This is a genomic window from Mesorhizobium sp. LSHC412B00 (assembly GCF_000503035.1).
Lineage (GTDB): Bacteria > Pseudomonadota > Alphaproteobacteria > Rhizobiales > Rhizobiaceae > Mesorhizobium.
In genome coordinates, this window is record NZ_AYWB01000005.1 from 325,228 (window position 1) to 347,275 (window position 22,048).

Genomic DNA, 22,048 nt, shown 5'->3' on the forward strand with positions numbered 1-22,048 from the left:
GTCCTTGCGTTTGCGAAGTGTCATTTTTCAGAGCAATGCGAACATGAAGCAGGCCATCGACACGATGGCGGTGATGGTGCGGACGTGGTTCCACATCACCCATTGATTCAGATGGTTCGCCCACACGGCTGCGCCATTGGCCCTGGCCGGGTCGACGGCGGCGAGCGCATCGTTGAGCGGCACATTGAAGACCATGGTCACGATCGGGTTGCCGATCAAATAGATCACGGCGCCGGCAAGCAGCCAGTATGAGCCGGACTGGCTCCACCCCATGAGAACGGCGGCGATAAGCACCAGACAGAGCAGGCCGGTGCCGAACAGCGCCGTCATGAAGGTGGGCGTGATCACCGTGATGTTGATCGAATTCATCGCTGCGATGCCTTGGGGGACCGGCAGCCGGGCAAGCGCCGCCATGATAAAGTTGGAAAAGGCGAAGAACACGCCGCCGACGACGCCCGAGCCGATGGCGGCGATGATGGTGAGGGTGGGAAGAAGCTTGATCATCTCAGTTGCTCCAGATGCCGGTTGCAGCGGTTTCATTTGCGTAGGCGGAAAAGTCTTTCGGCGCGCGGCCGAGCACACGCTGGACGCCGTCGGTCAGCGTCTCGTTGCGGCCGTCAAGCACTTCGGTGAACAGCTCGTTGAGCAGCCAGGCGATTTCGGGCGGCAGTTCGTATGCCGCCGTCGCGGCGGTGAATTCGTCATGCGAGATCTTGATATAGCGGATGTCGCGGCCGGTCGCCTTGGCGATCTCGGCAACCGCGTCGGCGAAGCTTAGCAGCCGCGGCCCGGTCAACTCATAGAGCTGGCCGACATGACCCGGTTCGGTCAGCGCAACGAAGGCAGCATCGGCGATGTCGTCGACATCGACGAAGGGCTCGCCAACAGGGCCGACAGGCAAAGCCACTTCGCCTTGCCGCAAGGACTCGACGAGAAAACCTTCACTGAAATTCTGCGAAAACCAAGCGCAACGCAGGATCGTCCAGTCAGCGCCCGAGGCTTTGACCATCTCTTCGGCGCGCTGGGCTTCGGTCTCGCCGCGGCCGGAGAGCAGCACCATGCGGGTGACGCCATTTGCCACCGCAAGCCTGGCGAAGGCGCCGACGGTCTCGGCGGCGCCCGGCACGGCGATGTCGGGATAGTAACTGATGTAGACGGCGCCCACGCCCTGCATGGCAGGCTCCCAGGTCGCCGGAACCTCCCAGTCGAAGCGGGGGCTGCCGGAACGCGAGCCGATGCGCACGGGAATGCCCTGTGAGGTCAGCCGCCCGGCGAGGCGACGGCCGGTCTTGCCAGTGCCACCGAGAATCAGGACTGGTTTGGTGTCGGTCATGGTGGTTTTCCTTTGTTACAAATATGAGTAATCCTCACATTTGCAAAATGTGATAAACCCTCGTATTTTGGGAGTCAAGCCGTTTGTTGGCAGATTTTGTCGAGACCGGAGGCCGTCATGGAAGACACAGCAACGCCCGCATCTGCCCAGGAGCAGGTCGCATCGCCGCGACGGGCGCCCACCCAGCAGCGCAGCCGCGAGCGGGTCGAGCGCATGCTGGCCGCAGCCTCGGCGCTGATTGCCGAGCAAGGCAGCGACGCCATGCGCATGGGCGAGGTGGCGGAGCGGGCCGCGGTGTCGATCGGCTCGCTCTACCAGTTCTTTCCCGACAAGCGGGCGATCGTCTGGGCGCTGGCCGAGCGCTACACCGCCGAAAGCCAGGCCTGCATCTCCTCGGCGCTCAAGGATGTCGTCGACGCCGAGGGCCTGCGGCAGGCGTTTTCGGAGCTGGTGGATATCTACTATCAGCTGTTCCTGGCCGAGCCGGTGATGCGCGACATCTGGTCGGGCACGCAGGCCGACAAGGCGCTGCGCCAGCTCGAACTCGCCGACAGCCGGGCGAATGCCGAATTCCTGACCATGGTGCTGAAGCGGCTGCATCCCGGCGCCGATCCGGTGGCGCTGGAGACCACAGCGTTTCTGGTCTGGCAGATGGGCGAGGCTGCCGTGCGGCTGGCGATCTCGGTCGACCGGCAGGAGGGCGACAGGCTGGTCGCCGCCTACAAGCGCATGGCGCTGCGGGAATTGGTGGACGGGTAGGCTCGCACCACTCTGGGAAGGGTCGCTTCGAAGCAGCAGGGTGGAGGCGTCGGACCGCACCCGACCCTGGGCGACCTCCCCACAAGCGGGAGGTATCGGCGCGTTAGCTCGAAGCGACTGACTTTGGCGGCAACAAAAAAACCCGCCACAAAGGCGGGTTCTTGATTCAGCGATACAGGTAAACTTTAGAGGCCGAAGCCTTCGAAGCGCTTCTTGAACTTCGACAGGCGGCCGCCGCGGTCGAGCAGGGTCTGCTGGCCGCCGGTCCAGGCCGGGTGCGTGGTCGGGTCGATATCGAGGTTCATCGTATCGCCTTCCTTGCCCCAGGTCGAACGGGTCGAGTATTCGGTGCCATCGGTCATGACGACCTTGATGGTGTGGTAGTCGGGATGGATATCGGCCTTCATTGTCGTGCTTCCTGGCTTGTGGCGCTACAGACTGGCCCGCGGCCTGCGTCGATGCGCCCCTTTTTAAAACTCGAAGCCGCAGCTATTGAAAAGCCACGGCTTCTAAAACGGTCGGCGAGCCTATACATCAGCCGGAATTGAATCACAAGGCCACGGCAGGCGCATATTGAACGCGCCCACCTGGAAGCGGCCAGAGGAAACGGTCATGGCGGACATCAGCGGCGAGCAAGACGGGCGCAGGCGCTCGCTCGGGCCGCTCAGGCGCCTGTATCCCTATATATTCCGCTACCGCAAACTGGTCATAGGCGCCCTCATTTCGCTCGCCATCGCCGCGGCGACGACGCTGGCGCTGCCGCTGGCCGTGCGGCGCATGATCGACCACGGTTTCAGTGCTTCCGGCACCGTCTTCATCGCCGAATATTTCGCCGCTTTGGTGGCGATGGCAGCCATTCTGGCGGCGGCGTCGGCCGGACGCTACTACTTCGTCATCACGCTCGGCGAGCGGGTCGTCGCCGACATCCGCAGCGACGTGTTTTCGCATGTCACGACGCTTTCGCCGTCCTTCTTCGACACCGCGCAATCGGGCGAGATCGTCTCGCGGCTTGCCGCCGACACCACGCAGGTGAAATCCGCGGTCGGCGCCACCGCCTCCGTGGCGTTGCGCAACGTCATCCTCGGCCTTGGCGCGGTGGCGATGATGGTCGTCACCAGCCCGAAACTGTCGGGCCTGGTGATCGCGGCCATTCCGCTCATCGTGCTGCCGCTGGTCGCGTTCGGCCGTTCGGTGAGGCGCCGGTCACGGCAGGCGCAGGACACGCTGGCGCAAGCGACCGCCTATGCCAGCGAGCAGATCGGCGCGGTGCGCACGCTGCAGGCGTTCACCAACGAGACGCTGGTCACCGGGCGGTTCTCGGCCGCGGTGGAAGCCGCCTTCCAGGCGGCGCGCTCGTCGATCTTCTCCCGCTCGCTGCTCACCTTCTTTGCCATCTTCATGATCTTTTCCTCGGTCGTGGCGGTGTTGTGGTTCGGCTCGCGTGACGTGCTTGCCGGCACGATGTCGCCCGGCACGCTCGGCCAGTTCCTGCTTTACTCCGTGTTTGCCGCAGGCGCGCTGGGCGCACTGTCGGAAGTCTGGGGCGAGCTTGCCCAGGCGGCGGGTGCGGCCGAAAGGCTGACCGAGATACTCGACGAGACGCCGGCGATTCAACCGCCGGCCAATCCGCTGCCGCTGCCCGCCAAGGCGACAGGCGCGATCAGTTTCGACGACGTCTCCTTCTCCTACCCGGCAAGGCCGGACCGTGCCGCCGTCCACGGCTTGAGTTTTCAGGTCAAGCCCGGCGAGACGGTGGCGATCGTCGGCCCGTCGGGCGCCGGAAAGAGCACCGTCTTTTCGCTGATCCTGCGCTTCTACGATCCAGAAACCGGCCGCATCGCCATTGACGGCGTCGACGTGCGCGAAGCCGATCCGGCTGAAGTGCGGGAGCGCATTGCGATCGTGCCGCAGGACGTCACCATCTTTGCGGCAAGCGCGCGCGACAATATCGGCTTTGGCCGGCCGGGCGCGACGAATGCCGAGATCGAGGCTGCCGCCAGGGACGCGCTGGCCGACGAGTTCATCCTCAGGCTCGACAAGGGCTACGACAGCCAGGTCGGCGAGCGCGGCGTCACCTTGTCCGGCGGCCAGCGCCAGCGCGTGGCGATCGCCCGCGCCATCCTGCGCGACGCGCCGATCCTGCTGCTCGACGAGGCCACGTCGGCGCTCGACGCCGAAAGCGAAACGCTGGTGCAGACGGCGCTGGAACGGCTGATGCAGGGCCGCACCACCATCGTCATCGCCCACCGGCTGGCGACCGTGCTGAAGGCCGACCGCATCCTGGTCATGGATGGCGGCCGCATCGTCGAGGAAGGCACGCACCAGAGCTTGGTCGCCAAGGGCGGAATCTATGCAAGGCTGGCCAAGCTGCAGTTCGAAACCGGAGCAAGCGCCTTCAGGGGTGCCGCGGAGTAGCAACCCGCAATCAGGCGGGACCATACCGCTTGCGGAGATGCTCGGTGAAATGCGCGGCATTCAGTTTCTCGCCGGTGGCGCGCTCAAGCAGTTCGGGCGTCGACCAGCGCGATCCCTGCGACCAGATCTTGTCGCGGCGCCAGTCATTGATGGCGGCGAAATTGCCCTTGGCAAGCTCGCTGTCGGCTGAAGGATGGTCGCGCGTCAGCGCAGCCCATTGCTGCGCCGCCATCATGGCGCCCAGCGTATAGGACGGGAAATAGCCGAAGGCGGCGCCCGGCCAATGCACGTCCTGCATCGGTCCGTCGGCTGGGTTGTCGATGGTCGAAAGGCCAAGATACTGCCGCATCTTGGCGTCCCAGGCTTCGGGCAGGTCGGCTGCCTGCAGCCGCCCCGAGACCAGCTCCTGCTCCAACTCGTAGCGCAGGATGACATGCAGCGGGTAGGTTACCTCGTCGGCATCGACGCGGATCAGGCCGCGCTCGACCCGGTGCACATGCGGCAGGATGTCGTCCAGCGACCAGGCTTCGCCGAGATGCTTTTCGACCACGGGCAGCGCCCAGCGCCAGAATTCGGGGTTGCGGCCGACCTGTTTCTCGACGAACAGACTCTGGCTTTCATGCACCGCCATGCCGCGCGCCTTGCCGAGCGGCCAGTGCGCCCAGGCCTTCGGCAGGTTCTGCTCGTAGAGCGCGTGGCCGGTCTCGTGCAGCACGCCCATCAAAGCCGACAGGAAATCGGACGTTTTGTAGCGGGTGGTGATGCGCACGTCGCTCGGCACCCCGCCGCAGAAGGGATGGTGCGATACCGACAGAGAACCATGGGTGAGGTCGAAGCCGACCGAAGCCATCATGGCGAGACCAAGCTCGCGCTGTTTGTCGATCGCATAGCTGCCGGAGAGCGGCTTCAGCGGGCGCTTGGCCAGTTGCGCTTCCTGTACGGCCAGCGCTTCCGGCACGAAGCCCTTCAGGAATGTCTTCAGCTCGGTGAAGACCGGCGTGATGTCGGCGGCGCGGTTGCCAGGATCGTATTGCTCCATCAGTGCGTCGTAGGGATCGAGGCCGAGCGCGTCGGCGCGCAGGGCGGCTTCCTCGCGCACCAGCGCGATGACGCCTTCGAGCGCCGGCAGGAATCCGGCCCAGTCATTCTTGGCGCGCAGGTCGCGCCAGAGCTGCTCGGAGCGCATACGCGCCACCGTCTGGCGCTCGACGAATTCGACCGGCAGGCAGGTCAGGTTGGTGTATTGGCGACGCAGTTCGCGGACCGCCGCCTGCTGCTCCTCGTTCAGCGCCTCCTGTTCGGCGGCGGCGAGCCAGTCGGCGATCTCCGGCGCCGTTGCCCTGATATGCAGCATCCCGGCCAGGGACGACATGGCTTCGGCGCGCTTCTCGCCGCCGCCGACGGCCATGTGGGTCGCCTCGTCGGCGCCGAGGATAGCGAGCGCATGTTCCAGCGCTTCGAACTTGTGGCCGAGATCATTGAGTTTCTGAAAAGACATGACAGGTTCCGCGTTTTGGACCGCGGAAAAGATACCAACGCGCCAGGATTGGCAACCCTCAAAGGTGGCTATGCAGCTTGCGCCGGTGAGCTGGTGCGTGGAATGCTGGCTGACGGTGGAACACCGCCATGGAGGGGAGACTAAGATGATCGGCAATATCCTGGTCGGGCTGGTGGCCCTGATCCACCTCTTTATCGTCTATCTGGAGATGGTGGCGTGGGACACACCGCGCGGGCACAGGGTGTTCAACCTCAAGCCGGACTTCGCCAGCGCATCGAAGGTGCTCGCCGCCAATCAAGGGCTCTACAACGGCTTCCTTGCCGCCGGGCTGATCTGGGGCCTCTATCTCGGCGCGGCGGGATTCCAGATCAAGGTGATCTTCCTGCTTTGCATCGCCGTCGCCGGCCTCTATGGCGCGGCGACTGCCAGCCGGAAGATCCTCTATATTCAGACCGTGCCGGCGGTGCTGGCCCTCGCTGCGCTGTGGCTGGGCTGGTGACAAAAAAGACGCCCTCGGAGCCAGATCCGGGGGCGTCAGACAGTCCCTTCCTCATTCCTGGAGATATCAGAGCGGATCTCAGCCGTTCGGATAATTTCCGCCGTCGGAGCCATCACCGATCATGAAGCCGCTGCCGGTGTCGGACATCAGCCTCTGATCGACATTGTCGAGGCGGCGCAGCAGATCGTGATATTGCGCGGCCGGGATCCGGCCATGGTCAGAAGCGGCGACCCGTTCGGCGGCCTGGCCGATATGCGCAGCACGCAGATGCAGCCACTGCGCTTCCGAGGTCGAGATGCCCTTCGTCTCGCGCGCATCCGTGATGCCCTGTTCGACGCCCCGCACCTGCTCGATCAGGCCGGTCACGCGCGGACCGGTCATGTCGGTCGGGTCGCTGGCGTCGAGGGCGGCCTTGTGATGTCCGGCGGCATAGGCGCCGGCGAGTGGAACAGTGATCAGAAGTGTCGTGAGGGTTGCGGTCCTGAGAGTCTTCAAAGAGCGCATGATGTGCGTCTCCTCCTGCTATGGAAGGGGCAAGCGCTTTCGCTCCGCCTTCCGGAAGCGGGCCGTCCGGTTCCGTCGCGTCGCGATGGGAGGCATCGCCGGCGGTTCTCGGCCCTGCGCGTCAAAGTAGGAGCCCAGTAACGCGAAGTGTAATTAAAGAAAGATAATGTTTTCAGGCCTTGCCGACCTGGCGTTGCGCCCTAGAGTTGAGCCGGCAAACAATTTCGCGTGACTGAAAATCACCGTTCGGTGAGCTTCAGTTCAATGCGTCGGTTCTTGTTGCGGGCGTCTTCGGTGTCGGCGGGGTCGAGCGGCTGGAATTCGCCGAAGCCGGCCGCAACCAGCCGGTTGGCGGGCACGCCGTTCTCGATCAGGAACTTGACCACCGAGGTCGAACGCGCCGTCGACAATTCCCAATTGTCGCGATAGCGGCCGGCGCCGGACAGCGGCTTGTTGTCGGTGTGGCCGTCGACGCGCAGCACCCAGTTGATCTCGGGCGGGATTTCCTTTTGCAACTCGATGATGGCATCGGCGAGCTTCTTCATCTCGACTTTGCCGGCATCGTTGATCACTTCCGACCCGGTCGGGAACAGAACTTCCGACTGGAAGACGAAGCGGTCGCCGACGATGCGGATGTTCTCGCGGTCGGCGAGGATTTCGCGCAGGCGGCCGAAGAAGTCGGAGCGATAGCGGTTCAGCTCCTGCACGCGCTGCGCCAGCGCGACGTTGAGCCGACGGCCGAGATCGGCGATCTTGGTGTTGGAATCGCGGTCGCGCGTTTCGGACACATTGAGGGCGTCCTCGAGCGCGCCGATCTGCTTGCGCAGTGCTGCGATCTGCTGGTTCAGGATCTCGACCTGGCTCAGCGCCTGCTGGCTGATCTGGCGCTGGCTGTCGAGTTCGCCGCCGAGTTCCGCGGCGCGCTGGGTGGCGGCGTCGCCGGCGCCGGCACCTTGTGCCAGCAGCTGCTCGAGCCGGCTCTTCTCAGCTTCGGCGGCCGACAGCGACGCCTGCAGATTGGCCAGCGAATCGTCCTTGTCCTGCGCGCTCGAGCGCTCCAGCGCCAGCAACTGCGTCAGTTCGTTGATCTGCGAGTTGAGGCGCGTGAGCGCCGTATCTTTGCCGGAGAGTTCGCGTCCGAGCAGGAACTGCGCCAGCACGAAAACGGTGAGCAGGAACATGATGGCGAGCAGCAGCGTCGACAGCGCGTCGACGAAGCCCGGCCAATAGTCGATCCGGCGATCGGTGCGCCGGCCCCTGGCGAGAGCCATGCTAGTGGACCCCGGGTTTCTTCAGCGCGTCGGCGATCTTTTCCAGCGTGTTGCGCATCGCCTTCTGCTCGTCCGATTGGGCCTCGACCCAGTCGCGCATGATCTGCTGCTCGGAGCGCATGTTCTTGACCAGTCCGGAAATGCCGTCGGCGAGATTGGCCATGGCGGTGGCGACGCGCGGATTGGAGCCGCCGCCGCTTTCCTGCATGCTGCGCAGCCGTTCCGACAGGACCCGGATCTCGTCGGAGGATTCAGTCTTGGCCGGGTCGGCGACGGCGATGTCGGAGGAGAGATCGGTGACCGAGGACAGCCAGTTTTCAAGCTCGGTATAGAAGCGGGTCTGCGCGCGGCCGGCCTGTAGGTCGAGGAAGCCTAGCACCAGCGACCCGGAAAGGCCGAACAGCGAGGACGAAAAGGCCGTACCCATGCCGGCCAGCGGCGCCGACAGCCCCTGCTTCAGCGAATCGAGCACGGCGGCGGCGTCGCCGGTGCCGGGATCGAGCGATTCGATGGTTTCGCGGATCGAGCCGATGGTGTTGAGCAGGCCCCAGAAGGTGCCGAGCAGACCGAGGAACACCAGCAACCCGACGAGATAGCGCGAGGTGTCGCGGCTTTCGTCGAGGCGGGTGGCGATCGAATCCAGCATGGTGCGCATCGAAGACGTCGAGAAGGCGACCGTCGAGGAGCGGCCGATCATCGCCTTCATCGGCGCCAGCAGCACCGGCTCGGTGGTTTCGGAACCGGCGCGGAAGGAATTGACCCAGCGCACTTCGCGAAACAGTCGTCCGACCTGGGCGAAGGCGAGCAGGATGCCGACCACAAGGACGCCGACGATGAGGCCATTGAGGCCGGGATTGCTCCCGAAAGCGGTCGAGATCTGGCGGGTGAGGATGGCGGCGATGAAGGCGACGATGACCAGGAAGATGACCATGGTCAGGAGGAAGACCTGCGGGCTCGACAGTTTGTGCGGATCGTACATCAGGACATCAGAACGCCTGCCCACGCCGAAGGATCTGAGAAAAGCCATCCGTGCCCCGTTTCCGATGCTCTATTTGCCTTGACGCAATTCCGAACGGGAAGCCGCTCATACTTCCCTGGAACCGCTCCAGTGCCGCCGATCACGTAATTCGCGACTCTAAACGGAATTGTGACCAAATTGAATGGCGCTTGGCAATATTGCCCGACTGTCGGGCCGCACCACGCCGTTCAGAGGCGGTTGACGACCAGGCAGTCGACCATGGCGGCAAGATGCAGCCCGGCGCCGGTGACGACAAAGCCGTGCCAGAGGGCATTGTGAAAGCGCAGGCGTTTCCAGGCGAAGAAGATGACGCCGCAGGAGTACACGATGCCGCCGGCGACAATCAGCGCGATCGAGGTCGTCGGCAACGTCGCCACCAGCGGCTTGACCAGGACGACGCCGCTCCAGCCGATGGCGAGATAGAAGACAATGGCCAGACGATCGAAGCGGCCGGGCAGGAACACTTTCATGGCAATGCCGGTCAAAGCAGCGGTCCAGACAAGGACAATCATCGGCAGCGCCAGCGGCGAGCCGTCGAGCTGGGCCAGAAAGGGCGTGTAGGTCGCGGCGATCAGGAGGTAGATCGCCGCATGATCGAAGCGCCGCAAGATCCACTTCGCCGGCGACGTCACCGGCCACAGATTGTAGGTCAGCGAAATCGACAGCACAGTCAGCAGCGACACCACAAAGAAGGCGGCGGCGATGTATTCGCCGGGACCGGCATGGAAGGCGGCCAGTGCCAGCAAGGCCGAGCCGGCTGCTATCGCCAGCACGATGCCGACCGCATGGACGATGCCATCGGCGATCATCTCCGCACGCGAGTAGTGCCAACGCCCGACATAAGGGATTTCAACTGGCTGGTCTGGCTGCGCTTCTCGCGAGGATAGTGAAGGTATGCTCGTCATAAAAAATCCTGCGTCACCCTTATCTGGGCGGCCGCCGGGCAGTATTTCAAGCTTTGATTGCGGTTTTGCGACTGCGGCGCTTCAGCACGCCGCGCCGGCATGCCAAGTGATCAGCGCGCCGAAAGCGGCTTCTTCACCGCCTTGAGCAGCGCGCGCTGTATGACCTCGTTGCCGGCGACGAGCGAACCCGCTTCGAGCATATCCTGGCCGCCATCCATGTCGGAGACGAAGCCACCGGCCTCGCGGATCAGCAGCAGGCCGGCGGCAATGTCCCAGGCCGAAAGGCCGGTTTCCCAAAAGCCGTCCATGCGGCCGGCGGCGACATAAGCGAGATCGAGCGCGGCGGAACCCAGGCGGCGCACGCCCGAGACCTCGGCCATCACATTGCGCAACTCGACGAGGAAATTGCCGTGCTGGCCGCGGCCGAGATGCGGCACGCCGCAGCCGATGACGCAGTCGGTGAGCTTGCTGCGGCCGGCAACGCGCAGCCGGCGATCGTTCATGAAGGCGCCGCCGCCGCGCTCGGCGGTGTAGAGCTCATCCATTGCCGGATTGTAGATGACGGCGGCGACCAACTGGCCCTGTCGCTCCAGCGCGATCGAGATGGAAAAGATCGGAATGCCGTGCAGGAAATTGGTGGTGCCGTCGAGCGGGTCGACGATCCAACGGTGCTGGTCGTCGTCCCCTGCGATCATGCCGCGCTCTTCCATCAGGAAGGCATAGCCCGGCCGTGCCTTCGACAGTTCGGCAAACAGAATGTCCTCGGCCTTGCGGTCGGCTTGGCTGACATAGTCGCCCGGTCCCTTCATCGACACCTGCAGGTTCTGCACCTCGCCGAAGTCGCGCGACAGCGAGCGGCCGGCCTTCATGGCGGCCTGGACCATGACATTGAGAAGTGCGGAGCGTGCCATCGTATCTGTTCCTGCCTACGCGTCAGTCTGCGCGGCGCATGTAGGTGAGTTCGTTGGTGTCGACGACGATGCGTTCGCCGGCGCCGATGAATGGCGGCACCAGCACGCGGATGCCGTTTTCCAGCACCGCCGGCTTGTACGAGGACGCGGCCGTCTGGCCCTTCACCACCGGGTCGGCCTCGGTGATGGTCAGCGTCACCTGGTCGGGCAGCGAAATGCCGATCGGCCTGTCCTCATAGAGCTGGACCGTCACCATCATGCCGTCCTGCAGGAAGGCGGCGCGGTCGCCGACGAAATCCTTCGCCAGCTCGAGCTGCTCGTAGCTCTGCGTGTCCATGAACACCAGTGCGTCGTCCTGGGCGTAGAGGAAGGAAAAATCCTTCAGGTCGAGCCGGATCTGCTCGACGGTCTCGGCCGAGCGGAAGCGCTCGTTGAGCTTGGTGCCGTTGATCAGGTTCTTCAGTTCGACCTGGTTATAGGCACCGCCCTTGCCGGGCTTGACGGTGTTGGTCCTGACCGCCACCCAAAGGCCGCCATCGTGCTCGATGACATAGCCGGGACGGATTTCGTTGCCATTGATCTTGGCCATGATGAGATTGATCCGGGATGCTACCAACGGCTTGGCCGTTGGTATGGGGATGGTCGCTGGACAAGCGATTTCGGGCTCCCAAGACCACAAATCGGCAGGAGAGGCAAGGGGATGCCAGATCGCCCGACAAGGGCTGGTAGCCTCAAACCTGGGCCGCAATGACTCTGCCGACAGCCTCGACGATGGCGTCCGCAGCCTCAGTCAGCCGGTTAAGATGAGGCGAACGAAGTGCGGCGACCTGCAAGGAAAGGTCGACATCTTCCGTGTTGACCAGCATGAGGCCGTCGGGAAGTCCGCGCCTTGCAAGACGCAACGGCACTAGCCCAAGGCCGTGCCCCCGACGGACCCATTCCATCTGCAAGGCCGGATCCTGTATCTCCGCCGCGATCTCGAAATAACGCCTTCCGCCGACCAGAACGGACATGAGTTTCTGGCGCGCGTCGCAAGGGGCCGGACTAAGCACCCACGGCATGGGTGTCCGGCCACCGTCTTCCGGATCGGGGACGGTGGACGCAGCTATGACGCCAAGACGTTCAGTGCCAAGCGCTTCCGGGCCTGGCTTATCCGACGATCGCAGAACAATCGTCACATCGAGCTCGCCGCGTTCGAATTTATCGATTAGTTCGGCGCTCCAGCCCGTCTTGAGCCGTAGCGACACTTTCGGGAACGCCGCCGCGGCGTTGGCGATGGCCCCGGCGATGTCGCGGTCCGAGAGGCCATGGGCGAGACCCAGGCGGAACAGTCCTTCCGGCTCGGTCTTTCCGGCGAAGGATTTCAGCGCTTCTACGGAAGCGATGATATCGCGTCCGCGCGCCAGCACTTCCAGCCCCGTCGGCGTCAGTCGCGGCGGCTTTTGCCGGCGGTCGAGCAGCGTCGTGCCAAGCATGTCCTCCAGCCGCTGGATTTGCCGGGTCACAGCCGGCTGCGTCAGCGGCAGGCGCCGGGCGACCTTCTGGATCGAGCCCTCCTCGGCAAACAGGGCGAGCGTGCGCAATTCCTCAAGCATAGCTAGAACTATGTCTCGTAAGCATAATCATTGTAAACATTATGAATTTGAAATCCATCGCCTGGCAAGCAATTTTCCTTTCAAACGAAAGGACGACGACAATGAAGGCAATCGAACTGCAGAAGCCGGGCGGCATCGACAATCTCAAGATGGTCGAACGACCAATGCCGGAGCCCGGCCGTCAGGAGATGATCGTCCGCGTCAAGGCGACGGCGCTCAACTATCGCGATGTCGAGATCGCGCGCGGCAGCTATCACACGACATTCCCCTTGCCGCTGGTGCCGCTTTCCGACGGCGTCGGCGAGGTCGTCGCGCTTGGCCCCGAGGTCAGCCGCTTCAAGGTCGGCGACCGGGTCTGCGGCACGTTCTGGCAGCGATGGGTCGGCGGCAGCTTCGCCATGGCCGAACCCTCATACCAGCGCGGCGGCCCCATCGACGGTTTGCTGAGCGAATTCGCCCGGCTGGACGAACAGGCGGCTGTCATCGCGCCGGCGCATCTCAGCGACGTAGAGGCGGCGACGTTACCCTGCGCCGCCGTCACCGCTTGGCATGCCTTGTTTACGGAAGGCAACCTCAAGCCGGGCGAGACCGTGCTCAGCCTCGGCACGGGCGGCGTATCGCTGTTTGCCATGCAGTTCGCGAAGGCGGCCGGCGCGCGGGTCGTCGTTACGTCGAGCAGCGATGAGAAGCTTGCCCGGGCGAAGGGGCTTGGCGCGCATGATGGCGTCAACTACCGCGACAATCCGGATTGGTCGTCGGCCGTGCTGGCGCTGACCGATGGCCGCGGCGCCGATCACATCATCGAAGTCGGTGGTCCCCAAAGTTTCGCGCAGTCGCTCAAGGCGTCGGCGCGCGGCGCCCAGATCAACGTCATCGGCTATCTCGGCGGCAGCGAAGGGGTGATCAATCCGCTCGACATCTTCCGACGCCAGGTGAAAGCACGCGGCATACCGGTCGGCTCGCGCGAGTCCTTCGAAGCGATGAACCGGGCGCTCGCCGTCAATCGGCTGCGGCCGGTGATCGACCGGGTCTTCCCATGGGCAGAGGCAGCGCAGGCCTTTCGCCATCTCGAACACGGCTCTCCCTTCGGCAAGGTCGTGCTGGATCATACAGAGTGACGTTGCGTGTCAGGGCAGGCGGTTGGCCTTCTGCAAGGCTTGCTTTGTCTGATCGTCGGTCAGCCCTTGCAGGAAATCGTCCATCTCCGGATCGATAAGGCCGGCGCGGCGGGCGACCACATACCAGGCCCCGGCCAGGATCAGGTCGGGGTCGGTTCCGATGCCGCCCATATAGAGCTTTGCCAACCGGTTCTGGGCAGCGACATTGCCGCCTTCAGCTGCCTGCTTCATCCAGTTGAAGCCGGATTTCAGGTCGCGAACACCGCCCCGGCCCTCGATCATCCAGGCGGCAAGATCGATCTGCGCGGTGTCGTAGTTCTGCCTGGCAGCCTGTGCCAGCAAGCTGCGGGCCTTTGCATCGTCGCGGGTCTTGCCGCCGACGCCATTGGCATAGACCTGCGCCATCGCATACTGGGCGTCGGCAAGCCCTGTCGCCGCGGCACGCTCATAATAAGGCACAGCCCTGGCGATGCCGGCATCGCCCGGATCCTGCTGCACGAGCAATTGCGCGAAGTTGAACTGCGCCAGCCGGTTGCCGGCCTCGGCGGCGGCCTGCATCAGCGCATAAGCTCCCTTCTCGTCCTTCTTGACGTAGCGGCCGTCGAGCAGCATCAGCGCATACTGGAACTGCGATTCAGGAATCCCCTGCTCGGCGGCCTGCGCATACCATTTGGCGGCTTCCGCAGGGTTGAGCGGCACGCCCAACCCGCGCGACAGGATCTCGGCCACCAGCGTTTGCGCCGCCGGGTCGCCATTCTGAGCCCGTACCAACGCCAGATTGTAGGCCGTCTTGTAAAGGCCGCGCTGGAAAGCGCCATAGGCGGGGTCCGCCGGCTTGGCGCCGAAACGTTCGGGGTTGATGGCGTCGGCCGACGGCAGCGGCGCGGTTGTCGCCGGCTGCGGCAGCGGGGTGTCGATCGGCTTGTCGATATGGGCGCCGGAATCCGTGGCACCGGCTTTTGGGGCACCCGCATCGGGAGCGATCGCATCCGGCACGCTGAGGGCGGGCGCGCTGGTGTCCGGCCTCGGCTGCGGCAGCGGAACGGTCTCCGCCGCGATCGCTGCCCCGCTCATCAAGGCTGCAACGAGAATCGCGAGAGGAAGTCCAGGTCGGCGCACGTCAGCCCTCGAAGCGCGGCGCGGTTTGGTCGAGCAGCGCATTGGCGGCAGCAATCGCCGCCTTCGGATCGGCGCCTTCGGCGAAGACAGCGCTTGAGACGGCCACGAACTCGGCGCCAGTGGCGGCCACCGCTTCTACCGAAGCGATGGCGGAACCGGCCATGACGACGCAAGGGATCTCAATCACGTCCGCCCACCATTGCCCAAGCGACAGGTTGCGCGGATGCGGTTCCGGCTTGTTGTCGTAGCCGAAGCGGCCGAAGAAGATGTAGTCGGGCCTGGTTTCGCCGAGTTCCAGCGCGTCGTCGCGCGTCTTGGCGCCACCGGCGCCGACCATCATCTTGCCCTGGAAGTGTTCGATGGTCTCGGCGAGCGCGTCCTTGGAAACCTCGACATGAATGCCGTCGGCCTGGACACGGCCGGCAATGCGGGTATCGCCGGCGATGATGACGGCGATGCCGGCCGCTTGCGCCGCCGGTACGATCTGTTCTGCAAAGGCCTGGAAGGCAGCCTCGTCCATGCCGTTCTCAGGCAGGATCAGCGAAGCGATATCACCGCCGTCGAAGGCAGCCGCAATGCGCTGCGCCGGAGCGTCCTTGGGTGCGATCAGCACGATGCGGCAGCGGTTGGGGGGTGTTGCGTCGTTCATGGCTTTCGATCCCGGGTTTCGCCTATGCCCGGCGAAGATGGTTGCATTGCGGCATAGAACAAAGCGCCCGCCTTGAACAGGCGGGCGGGGAACGATGCGCTGGCTTTGGTTTACGATCGCCGGCGAGCCGACGCTCTGCGGCTCATTTGACGGCTTGCGGGCTTTCGGCCGGCGATTTGGCCCTCCACAAAGTCCAGCCGAGATTCATGCCGGCGGCGGCGATCAGGATCGCGGCTGCGCCGACGAGCTGGGCCGGATGCAGCCGGTGGCCGAAGGCCATCACATCGACCAGGATCGCAACGACAGGATAGATGAAGGACAGCGACCCCTGCAGATGCGTCGGCAGTTTCTGGATGGCGGCGTACATCAATATGTACACCAGGCCGGTGTGAACGACGCCAAGCGTGGCCAGCATGGCCCAGCTCCAGGCATCGGCGGGCAAATGCGAGAGGTTGGCAAAGGGCGCCAGCATGACGACGCCGACGCAGACCTGGATCAGCGCGATCAGATGCGGCGGGGTGCCCTTGAGCTTCTTGGCGACGATTGCCGCGACAGCCCAGAAGAAGGCCGCTCCGAGCGCCATGACGATGCCGATGACATAATCTGTGCCGGTTATGCCGGAACCGACACCCGCATCGGGCCCTGTCTGCACGATTAGCAGCATGCCGGCGAACGCGATGCCGAGCCAGGTCAGCTTGGCCAGGGTCAGCCGCTCGCCGAAGAACAGCGCGCCGAAGCCGACCAGCATGAAGGGCTGCGTGTTGTAGACCGCCGTGGCAATCGAGATCGAGGCGCGGGAGAAGGCGCTGAACAGCAACAGCCAGTTGATGACGATAGCCGCGCCGCCAAGAGCGGCGATGGCAACAATGCGCAGCGTCAGCCTGCCGCGCAGCAGCCCGAGTGCCGCGCAGGTGATCAGCAGCGCCACTGCGCCGAAGGCGCAGCGCCAGAACACCACGTCCATAACGGGCTGGCCCGACATGACGACAAACCAGCCGATCGTGCCGACAATCGTCATCGCCGCCGTCATCTCGATCGTGCCGCGTACCGTGTTGTCCATGACAATACCTCTATCTGTTGAGGCCATAATCTCATGCCGTCTTGAGGGTTTATATACCCTATGAAAGGTGATAGGGGGGCAGGACCTTATTTAACAAGGCGCGCGCTGCCCTTTTGCGAGGAGATGAAAATGCTGGACGAGTTGGACAGAAAGCTTCTCGACATCCTGATCCTGGATTCGCGGACTTCGTTGAAGGATCTGGCGCAGCAGGTCGGGCTGTCATCGCCGAGCGTCTCGGAACGACTGCGGCGGCTCGAGGAACGCGGCGTCATCCGCGCCTTCACCATCGAGATCGACCCGGAGGCGCTGGGGTTTCCGTTGCAGGCGATCGTGCGGGTGCGGCCACTGCCGGGCAAGCTGCACATCGTGCAGAAGCTGATCGAGGAGATCCCGGAATTCGGCGAATGCGACAAGGTCACCGGCGACGACTGTTTCGTGGCCCGGCTCTACGTGCGCTCCATCGGCGAGCTCGACAAGCTTCTCGACCGCATCGCCGACAAGGCGGAAACCAGCACCGCCATCATCAAGGCGCAGCCGATCCGGCGCCGTCCTCCACCGCTGAACTAAAGCTCCAATTTGTAACCGATGTGGCTGGCCTTGAAGCCGAGCCGGTCATAGAAGCGATGCGCGTCCTGGCGGCTCTTGTTGGTGGTCAGCTGGATAATCTTGCAGCCACGTTCACGGCACTGTTCGATCGCCCATTCCAGCAGACGCTGTCCCAGCCGTTCGCCGCGGCGGTCTGCGACGACGCGCACAGCCTCGATCTGGCCGCGCAAGGCGCCCTGCAGCGACAGCCCGGCGAGATAGCTGATCTGCAACGTGCCGATGACGCGGCCGCTATCCGTCATCACGGCAAGAAACTGGTTGGGGTCGGCGTCGATGGCGGCAAAGGCGTCGCGATAGGCCTTGGCGAGTGGCTCGGTCGCATCCTCGCGGCTGCGGCCAAGTGGATCGTCGGCGAGCATGACTACGATGGCAGACAGGTCGGCCGCTTGGGCGCGGCGGATGTGGGGTTCGCTCATTGTCAAAACCTGGAGTCAAAAACCTGGGGTCAAAAACCTGGGGCCAAAACCTGATGCAGCGGGGATGGCGCCCTTATGCATCGGCGACGATCTTGCCGCAAATCCGGAACCGTCGCTTTACGCACAGTTGATCGACACGGCCGGCATTTTCCCGGTCGCGGCGCAAGGGTTTCTGGGCTATTGCAGGGCAACCGTCTTCCCTCCAGCCATTTCCAGTTCATGTCAGGTCTGCTCGCCGATCCGTGGTTTTATGCCGCCGCCATTCCGGCGGTGATACTTGTCGGGCTGTCGAAAGGCGGCTTCGGCGGCGCTGTCGGCTTCGTTGGCGTGCCTTTGATGGCGCTGGCCATGCCGCCGGTGCAGGCGGCGGCTATCCTGCTGCCGATCCTGTGCCTGATGGACATCGTTTCGGTGTGGACGTGGTGGGGTGTGTATGACAGAAAGATGCTGGTCGACATGATGCCGGGCGCGGTGATCGGCATTGGGCTCGGCTGGCTGACGGCAGCGCTCGTAACCGAAGAGATGGTGCGGCTGATCGTCGGCGCTGTCGCGCTGATCTTCGTGCTTCGCTGGCTCTATCTCCAGTTCCGCCACGGTTCCGACCATGCGGCGGCGCCCAACCGCATCGCCGCCGCCTTCTGGGGCATCGTCGCCGGCTTCACCAGCTTCGTCGCCCATGTCGGCGGGCCGCCCTTCCAGGTCTATGCGCTGCCGATCCGGCTCGATCCGAAGGTGCTGTCGGGGACATCGGCGATCTTCTTTGCCGCCACCAACGCGCTGAAGCTGATCCCCTATTTCGCGCTTGGCCAGTTCGACACAGCCAACCTGACGGCGTCGGCCGTGCTGATGCCGCTGGCGCCGCTGGCCACCATCGCCGGCGCCTGGCTGGTGCGGCGCATGCGGCCGGAGATTTTTTATCCCTTCACCTACGCGACCGTGGCCGTGGTCGCGGTCAAGCTGCTTTGGGACGGAATCGCCGGCCTGTTCTAAATGCCGCTCAGGCGGCTGCCGGTTTGGTTCGCCGGGCGCTCGCAAAGGTCAGCGATGCACCACCAACGACCAGCACCGCCATGGCGCCGAGAATGGCGATGTCGTGCGCGGTCGGCTTCAGCACCATGTCGGCGACGACGGCGATCATGATGACGAAATCGAACTTGACGATCCGTATCATGCGGCGGCCAAACGCTATCGCGGCCGGGGTCATGCCGTCCGTGGCAAGCATTGCGGCAAGCTTTTCGAACGAAGGCTTCAGCACGAGGATACCGGTTAGAAACGCGGCGGCGTAGCCGCAAAGGCCGATGACGACCCAAAGGTCGGAGAAGCCGGTCCATAGCGAAGTCAGCACCAGACCAGAAGCCAGGGTCGCGACGGACGCCGGCACGAACAGACGCAAGCCGAGTTTGTCCGTCGTTCTCAGCATGACCATCAGCGTCTCGTCGTCGCCGGCGCGATCGGCGAGTATCGAAACCAGCAGCATGGCGAAACCGCCGCCGAGCCAGAGGATCGCTGCCATGACATGCAGGAATTTGAAGAGAGAATACCAGTCCATTGCCGCTCCTTGTGCATCGTTCCGGGGGTAAACGCTGCTTTCGCGCGTCTGCTTCCGAAGGAGGGCGGATTATCTCCGTACATGTATCCAGAAGATGCCGCGTGGGTGCCGGCTTGTTGCGGTGGCGCCGTCGCCGGATTTTACCGCCAGCCCGCAGAATACCCGGCAGTTGCCGGATGGACGCCGTGTCGGCATTGGCTGGTTCGCGGCATGATCCTGAAACCTGCGGGGACTAAGCCGCTCGCGACCGACGCTCCATTTTGGCCGCGCGCGGTCGGACCAAGTCTGCAACAACCAACGAGGGTATCCCATGCAAGGCGTAGCACGAAATTTCTTCACCCTGGCCGTCATCTATTCCCTGTGCGGCATGGCGCTCGGCCTGCATATGGCGATCTCCAATGACCATGGGCAGATGCCGACCCACGCGCACACCATGGTGGCGGGCTGGCTGATGTCGGCGGTGTTTGCCTTCTTCTACCACCTGTTTCCAGCGGTCGGGCAAAAGACGATTGCCGTCGTGCATTTCTGGCTGACGGCAATCTGCGGCATCGCACTGATGATTGGGCTTTACTTTGAACTTGCCGGCCATCCGGAGATCGAGCCGGTGCTGGCTTCCTCCTCGATGGGGTTTTATGCGGCAATGCTGCTGTTCGCCTTCATTTCCTTGCCGGCTGTGTGGAAGAAGGCATGAACAAGCCGACGATCAGGCTTAGGGCACCGTTGTGCTGATACGGCACAGAACGGCAGCGGTCGATCAAGAAATATCCGCGCCGTTAAGGGTTCATTAAGCTTTACAGGTGTTTACTATGTCCATCCAGTGATCTGGATTCTTACCGAGTGGTTGGAGCCACTTCGTTTGACGCCTCCCTGTTAAACTCCTGAGAGCCGCCTTATCCGCGGCTCTTTTTTTGTCTGCTTTTGGTCCGCTTGGCGCCCCTGCGCAGGCGTTAACCGTTTGTTAAACATGTGCTTGCCTTCGCCGGCGGCGAAGCGCATTTTCAAGCTTCAGTCATCTAGGGTGCCGGCGTGACGGCGAGAAGCCGAATCAGCCGACGGGGCAGTGCAGGGGCGTATCGATGAACGAGCCTTCGAAGGGCATCGCGAAAACCATCAAGCTGGCGGAACGCCGGGTTTTCTCCCAATCCTTCAAACCGCTCTACCAGGAAGGCATGGGCCTGGTCGAACAGGCAGCCGAGTATCTTGACGGCAAGGGCCGGGCCGAGGCCAAGAAGCTGTCCAGGCTGGCGGCGACGCTCTATGCGGCCGAATCGATGCGGCTGACCACAAGGTTGATGCAAGTCGCCTCCTGGCTGCTTTTGCAGCGGGCGGCAAATTCCGGCGAGATGACCCGCGACCAGGTCGCTTCGGAAAAATCCAAGGTGCGTCTCGACACCGCCTCGGCGCATGACGAAGCGGTCGGCTGGGGCGAACTGCCGAAGGATTTCCTCGACCTCGTCACCCGCTCGCTGCGCCTGCAGGCGCTGGTGCGCCGCATGGACGAAGAGATCTATGGCGGCGCGTTTGCCGAGACGCCTGCCGCCGCCCGCCGCGCCAATCCGGTTTCCGACCAGATCACGCTGCTGAACACGGCTTTCGCTCGAGGTTAAACGCCTCCGTTTCCGGTTTGTTCACATTTCGCTGACATCGCTGTGCGCCGGAGGTAGACTTCGCGCATGAGGGAAGCGATTCGCATTATCGGTATCGATCCGGGGCTGAGGCGCACCGGCTGGGGCATCGTCGAGAGCCTCGGCAACTCGCTGCGCTTTATCAGCTCCGGCACTGTACGCTCCGACGACAAGGCGGCGCTGGCGACACGGCTCTGCCAATTGCATGACGGGCTGGCCGAGATCCTGCATGCGGCCATGCCCCAGGAAGCGGCCGTCGAGCAAACCTTCGTCAACAAGGATGCGGTGGCGACACTGAAGCTCGGCCAGGCGCGCGGCATAGCCATGCTGGTGCCGGCGCGCGCCGGCCTTGTTGTGGCCGAATATGCCCCCAATGCCGTCAAAAAGGCGGTGATCGGCGTTGGCCATGGCGACAAGAAGCAGATCCACATGATGGTAAAGGTGCTGTTGCCGAAAGCCGTTTTCGACACCGAACATGCCGCAGACGCGTTGGCTATCGCCATCTGCCACGCGCATCACCGGCAAAGCGTCGCCTACAGGATGGCGCTGGCATGAGGGATCACGCATGATCGGCAAATTGAAAGGCACGCTGGACGAGATCGAGGAGGATTTCTGCCTCGTCGATGTGCACGGCGTCGGCTATGTCGCCTATTGCTCGGCGCGCACGCTGGCCGCGCTGCCTTCGCCCGGCGAGGCGGTGGTGCTGTTCATCGAGACCTATGTGCGCGAGGACATGATCCGGCTCTACGGTTTCCAGTCGGTGCTTGAGCGCGAATGGTTCCGGCTGTTGATGAGCAATGTGCAAGGCGTCGGCGCCAAGGTGGCGCTGGCCATCCTGTCGACGCTGGCGCCGGCAGACCTCGCCAATGCGATCGCGCTGCGCGACATCGCCATGGTCAGCCGCGCGCCCGGCGTCGGCAAGAAGGTGGCCGAGCGCATCGTCACCGAGTTGAAGAACAAGGCGCCGGCCTATGCCGGAACCGCCTCCGGCACCATCGGCCTTAAGCAGGAGCTCGGCGAAGGCGTGGCGCCGGCGCCGATTACCGACGCCGTCTCGGCGCTGGTCAATCTCGGCTATTCGCGCGACACAGCAGCCAATGCTGTCGCGGCGGCGCTGAAGACGGCCGGCGAGGACGCCGATGCCTCGAAGCTCATTCGTTTCGGGCTGAAGGAACTGGCGCGGTGAGTGATTGCTTGT

The 22,048-nt window shown here is 63.8% G+C and carries 26 protein-coding genes; 10 read left to right on the plus strand and 16 right to left on the minus strand.

What is annotated here, in order from left to right:
• Positions 1-27: 27 nt before the first annotated feature.
• The gene (locus X757_RS152150; protein ID WP_023726169.1) at positions 28-504 is read right to left on the minus strand and encodes a DUF1772 domain-containing protein; all 477 of its coding nucleotides are present in this window, start codon (positions 502-504) and stop codon (positions 28-30) included.
• Position 505: 1 nt separating this feature from the next.
• Complete coding sequence (locus tag X757_RS152145; RefSeq protein WP_023668744.1) at positions 506-1,333, minus strand: NAD(P)H-binding protein; 828 nt, start codon at positions 1,331-1,333, stop codon at positions 506-508.
• A 117-nt stretch (positions 1,334-1,450) separates the two neighbouring features.
• On the opposite strand from X757_RS152145, the gene X757_RS152140 reads away from it, so the two are divergent.
• Positions 1,451-2,092 carry a TetR/AcrR family transcriptional regulator gene (locus X757_RS152140; RefSeq protein ID WP_023684159.1) on the plus strand — a complete coding sequence of 214 codons (642 nt, stop codon included), beginning with the start codon at positions 1,451-1,453 and terminating at the stop codon, positions 2,090-2,092.
• A 185-nt stretch (positions 2,093-2,277) separates the two neighbouring features.
• Here X757_RS152140 and rpmE read toward each other — a convergent pair whose 3' ends face one another.
• Positions 2,278-2,499 carry a 50S ribosomal protein L31 gene (gene rpmE, locus X757_RS152135; RefSeq protein WP_023668748.1) on the minus strand — a complete coding sequence of 74 codons (222 nt, stop codon included), beginning with the start codon at positions 2,497-2,499 and terminating at the stop codon, positions 2,278-2,280.
• Between the two features lie 205 nt (positions 2,500-2,704).
• Here rpmE and X757_RS152130 point away from each other — a divergent pair, with 205 nt between their 5' ends.
• Complete coding sequence (locus X757_RS152130; protein WP_023668749.1) at positions 2,705-4,507, plus strand: ABC transporter transmembrane domain-containing protein; 1,803 nt, start codon at positions 2,705-2,707, stop codon at positions 4,505-4,507.
• A 10-nt stretch (positions 4,508-4,517) separates the two neighbouring features.
• Here X757_RS152130 and X757_RS152125 read toward each other — a convergent pair whose 3' ends face one another.
• Positions 4,518-6,005 carry a carboxypeptidase M32 gene (locus X757_RS152125; RefSeq protein ID WP_023726170.1) on the minus strand — a complete coding sequence of 496 codons (1,488 nt, stop codon included), beginning with the start codon at positions 6,003-6,005 and terminating at the stop codon, positions 4,518-4,520.
• A gap of 145 nt (positions 6,006-6,150) precedes the next feature.
• Here X757_RS152125 and X757_RS152120 point away from each other — a divergent pair, with 145 nt between their 5' ends.
• Complete coding sequence (locus X757_RS152120; protein WP_023726171.1) at positions 6,151-6,504, plus strand: DUF1304 domain-containing protein; 354 nt, start codon at positions 6,151-6,153, stop codon at positions 6,502-6,504.
• 78 nt (positions 6,505-6,582) lie between these two features.
• On the opposite strand, the gene X757_RS152115 is transcribed toward X757_RS152120, so the two are convergent.
• From X757_RS152115 to X757_RS152085, 7 genes are all read right to left on the minus strand, one after another.
• The gene (locus X757_RS152115) at positions 6,583-7,008 is read right to left on the minus strand and encodes a hypothetical protein (RefSeq protein ID WP_023726172.1); all 426 of its coding nucleotides are present in this window, start codon (positions 7,006-7,008) and stop codon (positions 6,583-6,585) included.
• Between the two features lie 239 nt (positions 7,009-7,247).
• Positions 7,248-8,279, minus strand: a complete 1,032-nt coding sequence (locus tag X757_RS152110; protein WP_023684164.1) for a peptidoglycan -binding protein — start codon at positions 8,277-8,279, stop codon at positions 7,248-7,250.
• A 1-nt stretch (position 8,280) separates the two neighbouring features.
• Complete coding sequence (locus tag X757_RS152105) at positions 8,281-9,306, minus strand: MotA/TolQ/ExbB proton channel family protein (protein ID WP_023668754.1); 1,026 nt, start codon at positions 9,304-9,306, stop codon at positions 8,281-8,283.
• Between the two features lie 179 nt (positions 9,307-9,485).
• Positions 9,486-10,106 (minus strand): hemolysin III family protein, encoded by a 621-nt coding sequence (locus X757_RS152100; RefSeq protein WP_023694587.1) that lies wholly within the window; start codon positions 10,104-10,106, stop codon positions 9,486-9,488.
• A 206-nt stretch (positions 10,107-10,312) separates the two neighbouring features.
• On the minus strand, positions 10,313-11,113 hold the full coding sequence (locus tag X757_RS152095) for an inositol monophosphatase family protein (protein WP_023684166.1): 801 nt from the start codon (positions 11,111-11,113) through the stop codon (positions 10,313-10,315).
• A gap of 22 nt (positions 11,114-11,135) precedes the next feature.
• On the minus strand, positions 11,136-11,702 hold the full coding sequence (gene efp / locus X757_RS152090; protein ID WP_023668757.1) for an elongation factor P: 567 nt from the start codon (positions 11,700-11,702) through the stop codon (positions 11,136-11,138).
• 142 nt (positions 11,703-11,844) lie between these two features.
• Entirely contained in the window at positions 11,845-12,708 is an 864-nt protein-coding gene (locus X757_RS152085; RefSeq protein WP_023711986.1) for a LysR family transcriptional regulator, read from the minus strand.
• Between the two features lie 101 nt (positions 12,709-12,809).
• Here X757_RS152085 and X757_RS152080 point away from each other — a divergent pair, with 101 nt between their 5' ends.
• Entirely contained in the window at positions 12,810-13,826 is a 1,017-nt protein-coding gene (locus X757_RS152080) for an NAD(P)-dependent alcohol dehydrogenase (RefSeq protein ID WP_023726173.1), read from the plus strand.
• A gap of 9 nt (positions 13,827-13,835) precedes the next feature.
• On the opposite strand, the gene X757_RS152075 is transcribed toward X757_RS152080, so the two are convergent.
• From X757_RS152075 to X757_RS152065, 3 genes are all read right to left on the minus strand, one after another.
• Positions 13,836-14,900: a tetratricopeptide repeat protein gene (locus X757_RS152075; RefSeq protein WP_023716069.1), complete on the minus strand. Its 1,065-nt coding sequence runs from the start codon at positions 14,898-14,900 to the stop codon at positions 13,836-13,838.
• A 46-nt stretch (positions 14,901-14,946) separates the two neighbouring features.
• Entirely contained in the window at positions 14,947-15,594 is a 648-nt protein-coding gene (locus tag X757_RS152070; RefSeq protein ID WP_023716070.1) for a thiamine phosphate synthase, read from the minus strand.
• 142 nt (positions 15,595-15,736) lie between these two features.
• A complete protein-coding gene (locus X757_RS152065; RefSeq protein WP_023716071.1) occupies positions 15,737-16,654 on the minus strand; it encodes a DMT family transporter in 918 nt (305 codons plus the stop codon).
• A 129-nt stretch (positions 16,655-16,783) separates the two neighbouring features.
• Here X757_RS152065 and X757_RS152060 point away from each other — a divergent pair, with 129 nt between their 5' ends.
• The gene (locus X757_RS152060; protein WP_023704892.1) at positions 16,784-17,221 is read left to right on the plus strand and encodes an Lrp/AsnC family transcriptional regulator; all 438 of its coding nucleotides are present in this window, start codon (positions 16,784-16,786) and stop codon (positions 17,219-17,221) included.
• On the opposite strand, the gene X757_RS152055 is transcribed toward X757_RS152060, so the two are convergent.
• Complete coding sequence (locus X757_RS152055) at positions 17,218-17,676, minus strand: GNAT family N-acetyltransferase (protein WP_023726175.1); 459 nt, start codon at positions 17,674-17,676, stop codon at positions 17,218-17,220. The two genes, X757_RS152060 and X757_RS152055, sit on opposite strands and share 4 nt — an antisense overlap.
• Before the next feature lie 219 nt (positions 17,677-17,895).
• Between X757_RS152055 and X757_RS152050 the strand changes: the two genes are divergently transcribed.
• Positions 17,896-18,666, plus strand: a complete 771-nt coding sequence (locus X757_RS152050; protein WP_023726176.1) for a sulfite exporter TauE/SafE family protein — start codon at positions 17,896-17,898, stop codon at positions 18,664-18,666.
• 7 nt (positions 18,667-18,673) lie between these two features.
• Here the strand turns inward: X757_RS152050 and X757_RS152045 are convergent, their stop codons facing one another.
• A complete protein-coding gene (locus X757_RS152045; protein ID WP_023726177.1) occupies positions 18,674-19,225 on the minus strand; it encodes a DUF2269 family protein in 552 nt (183 codons plus the stop codon).
• A 310-nt stretch (positions 19,226-19,535) separates the two neighbouring features.
• Here X757_RS152045 and X757_RS152040 point away from each other — a divergent pair, with 310 nt between their 5' ends.
• The 4 genes from X757_RS152040 (at position 19,536) to ruvA (ending at position 22,036) form a co-directional block, all read left to right on the plus strand.
• Positions 19,536-19,916: a hypothetical protein gene (locus X757_RS152040; RefSeq protein WP_023668767.1), complete on the plus strand. Its 381-nt coding sequence runs from the start codon at positions 19,536-19,538 to the stop codon at positions 19,914-19,916.
• 385 nt (positions 19,917-20,301) lie between these two features.
• A complete protein-coding gene (locus X757_RS152035; protein ID WP_023668768.1) occupies positions 20,302-20,832 on the plus strand; it encodes a DUF1465 family protein in 531 nt (176 codons plus the stop codon).
• A gap of 66 nt (positions 20,833-20,898) precedes the next feature.
• Positions 20,899-21,405, plus strand: coding sequence for a crossover junction endodeoxyribonuclease RuvC (ruvC, locus tag X757_RS152030; protein ID WP_023668769.1), 507 nt, complete (start codon positions 20,899-20,901; stop codon positions 21,403-21,405).
• 10 nt (positions 21,406-21,415) lie between these two features.
• The gene (gene ruvA, locus X757_RS152025) at positions 21,416-22,036 is read left to right on the plus strand and encodes a Holliday junction branch migration protein RuvA (protein WP_023668770.1); all 621 of its coding nucleotides are present in this window, start codon (positions 21,416-21,418) and stop codon (positions 22,034-22,036) included.
• Positions 22,037-22,048 lie beyond the last annotated feature (12 nt).

Coding starts and splice junctions, on each gene's coding strand:
- X757_RS152095 (WP_023684166.1), bottom strand. CDS start 11,113: ATGGCACGCTCCGCACTTCTCAATGTCATGGTCCAGGCCGCCATGAAG.
- X757_RS152040 (WP_023668767.1), top strand. CDS start 19,536: ATGCAAGGCGTAGCACGAAATTTCTTCACCCTGGCCGTCATCTATTCC.
- efp (WP_023668757.1), bottom strand. CDS start 11,702: ATGGCCAAGATCAATGGCAACGAAATCCGTCCCGGCTATGTCATCGAG.
- X757_RS152045 (WP_023726177.1), bottom strand. CDS start 19,225: ATGGACTGGTATTCTCTCTTCAAATTCCTGCATGTCATGGCAGCGATC.
- X757_RS152075 (WP_023716069.1), bottom strand. CDS start 14,900: ATGAGCGGGGCAGCGATCGCGGCGGAGACCGTTCCGCTGCCGCAGCCG.
- X757_RS152110 (WP_023684164.1), bottom strand. CDS start 8,279: ATGGCTCTCGCCAGGGGCCGGCGCACCGATCGCCGGATCGACTATTGG.
- X757_RS152130 (WP_023668749.1), top strand. CDS start 2,705: ATGGCGGACATCAGCGGCGAGCAAGACGGGCGCAGGCGCTCGCTCGGG.
- X757_RS152080 (WP_023726173.1), top strand. CDS start 12,810: ATGAAGGCAATCGAACTGCAGAAGCCGGGCGGCATCGACAATCTCAAG.
- X757_RS152145 (WP_023668744.1), bottom strand. CDS start 1,333: ATGACCGACACCAAACCAGTCCTGATTCTCGGTGGCACTGGCAAGACC.
- X757_RS152100 (WP_023694587.1), bottom strand. CDS start 10,106: ATGATCGCCGATGGCATCGTCCATGCGGTCGGCATCGTGCTGGCGATA.
- X757_RS152115 (WP_023726172.1), bottom strand. CDS start 7,008: ATGCGCTCTTTGAAGACTCTCAGGACCGCAACCCTCACGACACTTCTG.
- ruvA (WP_023668770.1), top strand. CDS start 21,416: ATGATCGGCAAATTGAAAGGCACGCTGGACGAGATCGAGGAGGATTTC.
- X757_RS152050 (WP_023726176.1), top strand. CDS start 17,896: ATGTCAGGTCTGCTCGCCGATCCGTGGTTTTATGCCGCCGCCATTCCG.
- X757_RS152150 (WP_023726169.1), bottom strand. CDS start 504: ATGATCAAGCTTCTTCCCACCCTCACCATCATCGCCGCCATCGGCTCG.
- X757_RS152140 (WP_023684159.1), top strand. CDS start 1,451: ATGGAAGACACAGCAACGCCCGCATCTGCCCAGGAGCAGGTCGCATCG.
- X757_RS152065 (WP_023716071.1), bottom strand. CDS start 16,654: ATGGACAACACGGTACGCGGCACGATCGAGATGACGGCGGCGATGACG.
- X757_RS152035 (WP_023668768.1), top strand. CDS start 20,302: ATGAACGAGCCTTCGAAGGGCATCGCGAAAACCATCAAGCTGGCGGAA.
- X757_RS152125 (WP_023726170.1), bottom strand. CDS start 6,005: ATGTCTTTTCAGAAACTCAATGATCTCGGCCACAAGTTCGAAGCGCTG.
- X757_RS152120 (WP_023726171.1), top strand. CDS start 6,151: ATGATCGGCAATATCCTGGTCGGGCTGGTGGCCCTGATCCACCTCTTT.
- ruvC (WP_023668769.1), top strand. CDS start 20,899: ATGAGGGAAGCGATTCGCATTATCGGTATCGATCCGGGGCTGAGGCGC.
- X757_RS152060 (WP_023704892.1), top strand. CDS start 16,784: ATGCTGGACGAGTTGGACAGAAAGCTTCTCGACATCCTGATCCTGGAT.
- rpmE (WP_023668748.1), bottom strand. CDS start 2,499: ATGAAGGCCGATATCCATCCCGACTACCACACCATCAAGGTCGTCATG.
- X757_RS152055 (WP_023726175.1), bottom strand. CDS start 17,676: ATGAGCGAACCCCACATCCGCCGCGCCCAAGCGGCCGACCTGTCTGCC.
- X757_RS152105 (WP_023668754.1), bottom strand. CDS start 9,306: ATGGCTTTTCTCAGATCCTTCGGCGTGGGCAGGCGTTCTGATGTCCTG.
- X757_RS152070 (WP_023716070.1), bottom strand. CDS start 15,594: ATGAACGACGCAACACCCCCCAACCGCTGCCGCATCGTGCTGATCGCA.
- X757_RS152085 (WP_023711986.1), bottom strand. CDS start 12,708: ATGCTTGAGGAATTGCGCACGCTCGCCCTGTTTGCCGAGGAGGGCTCG.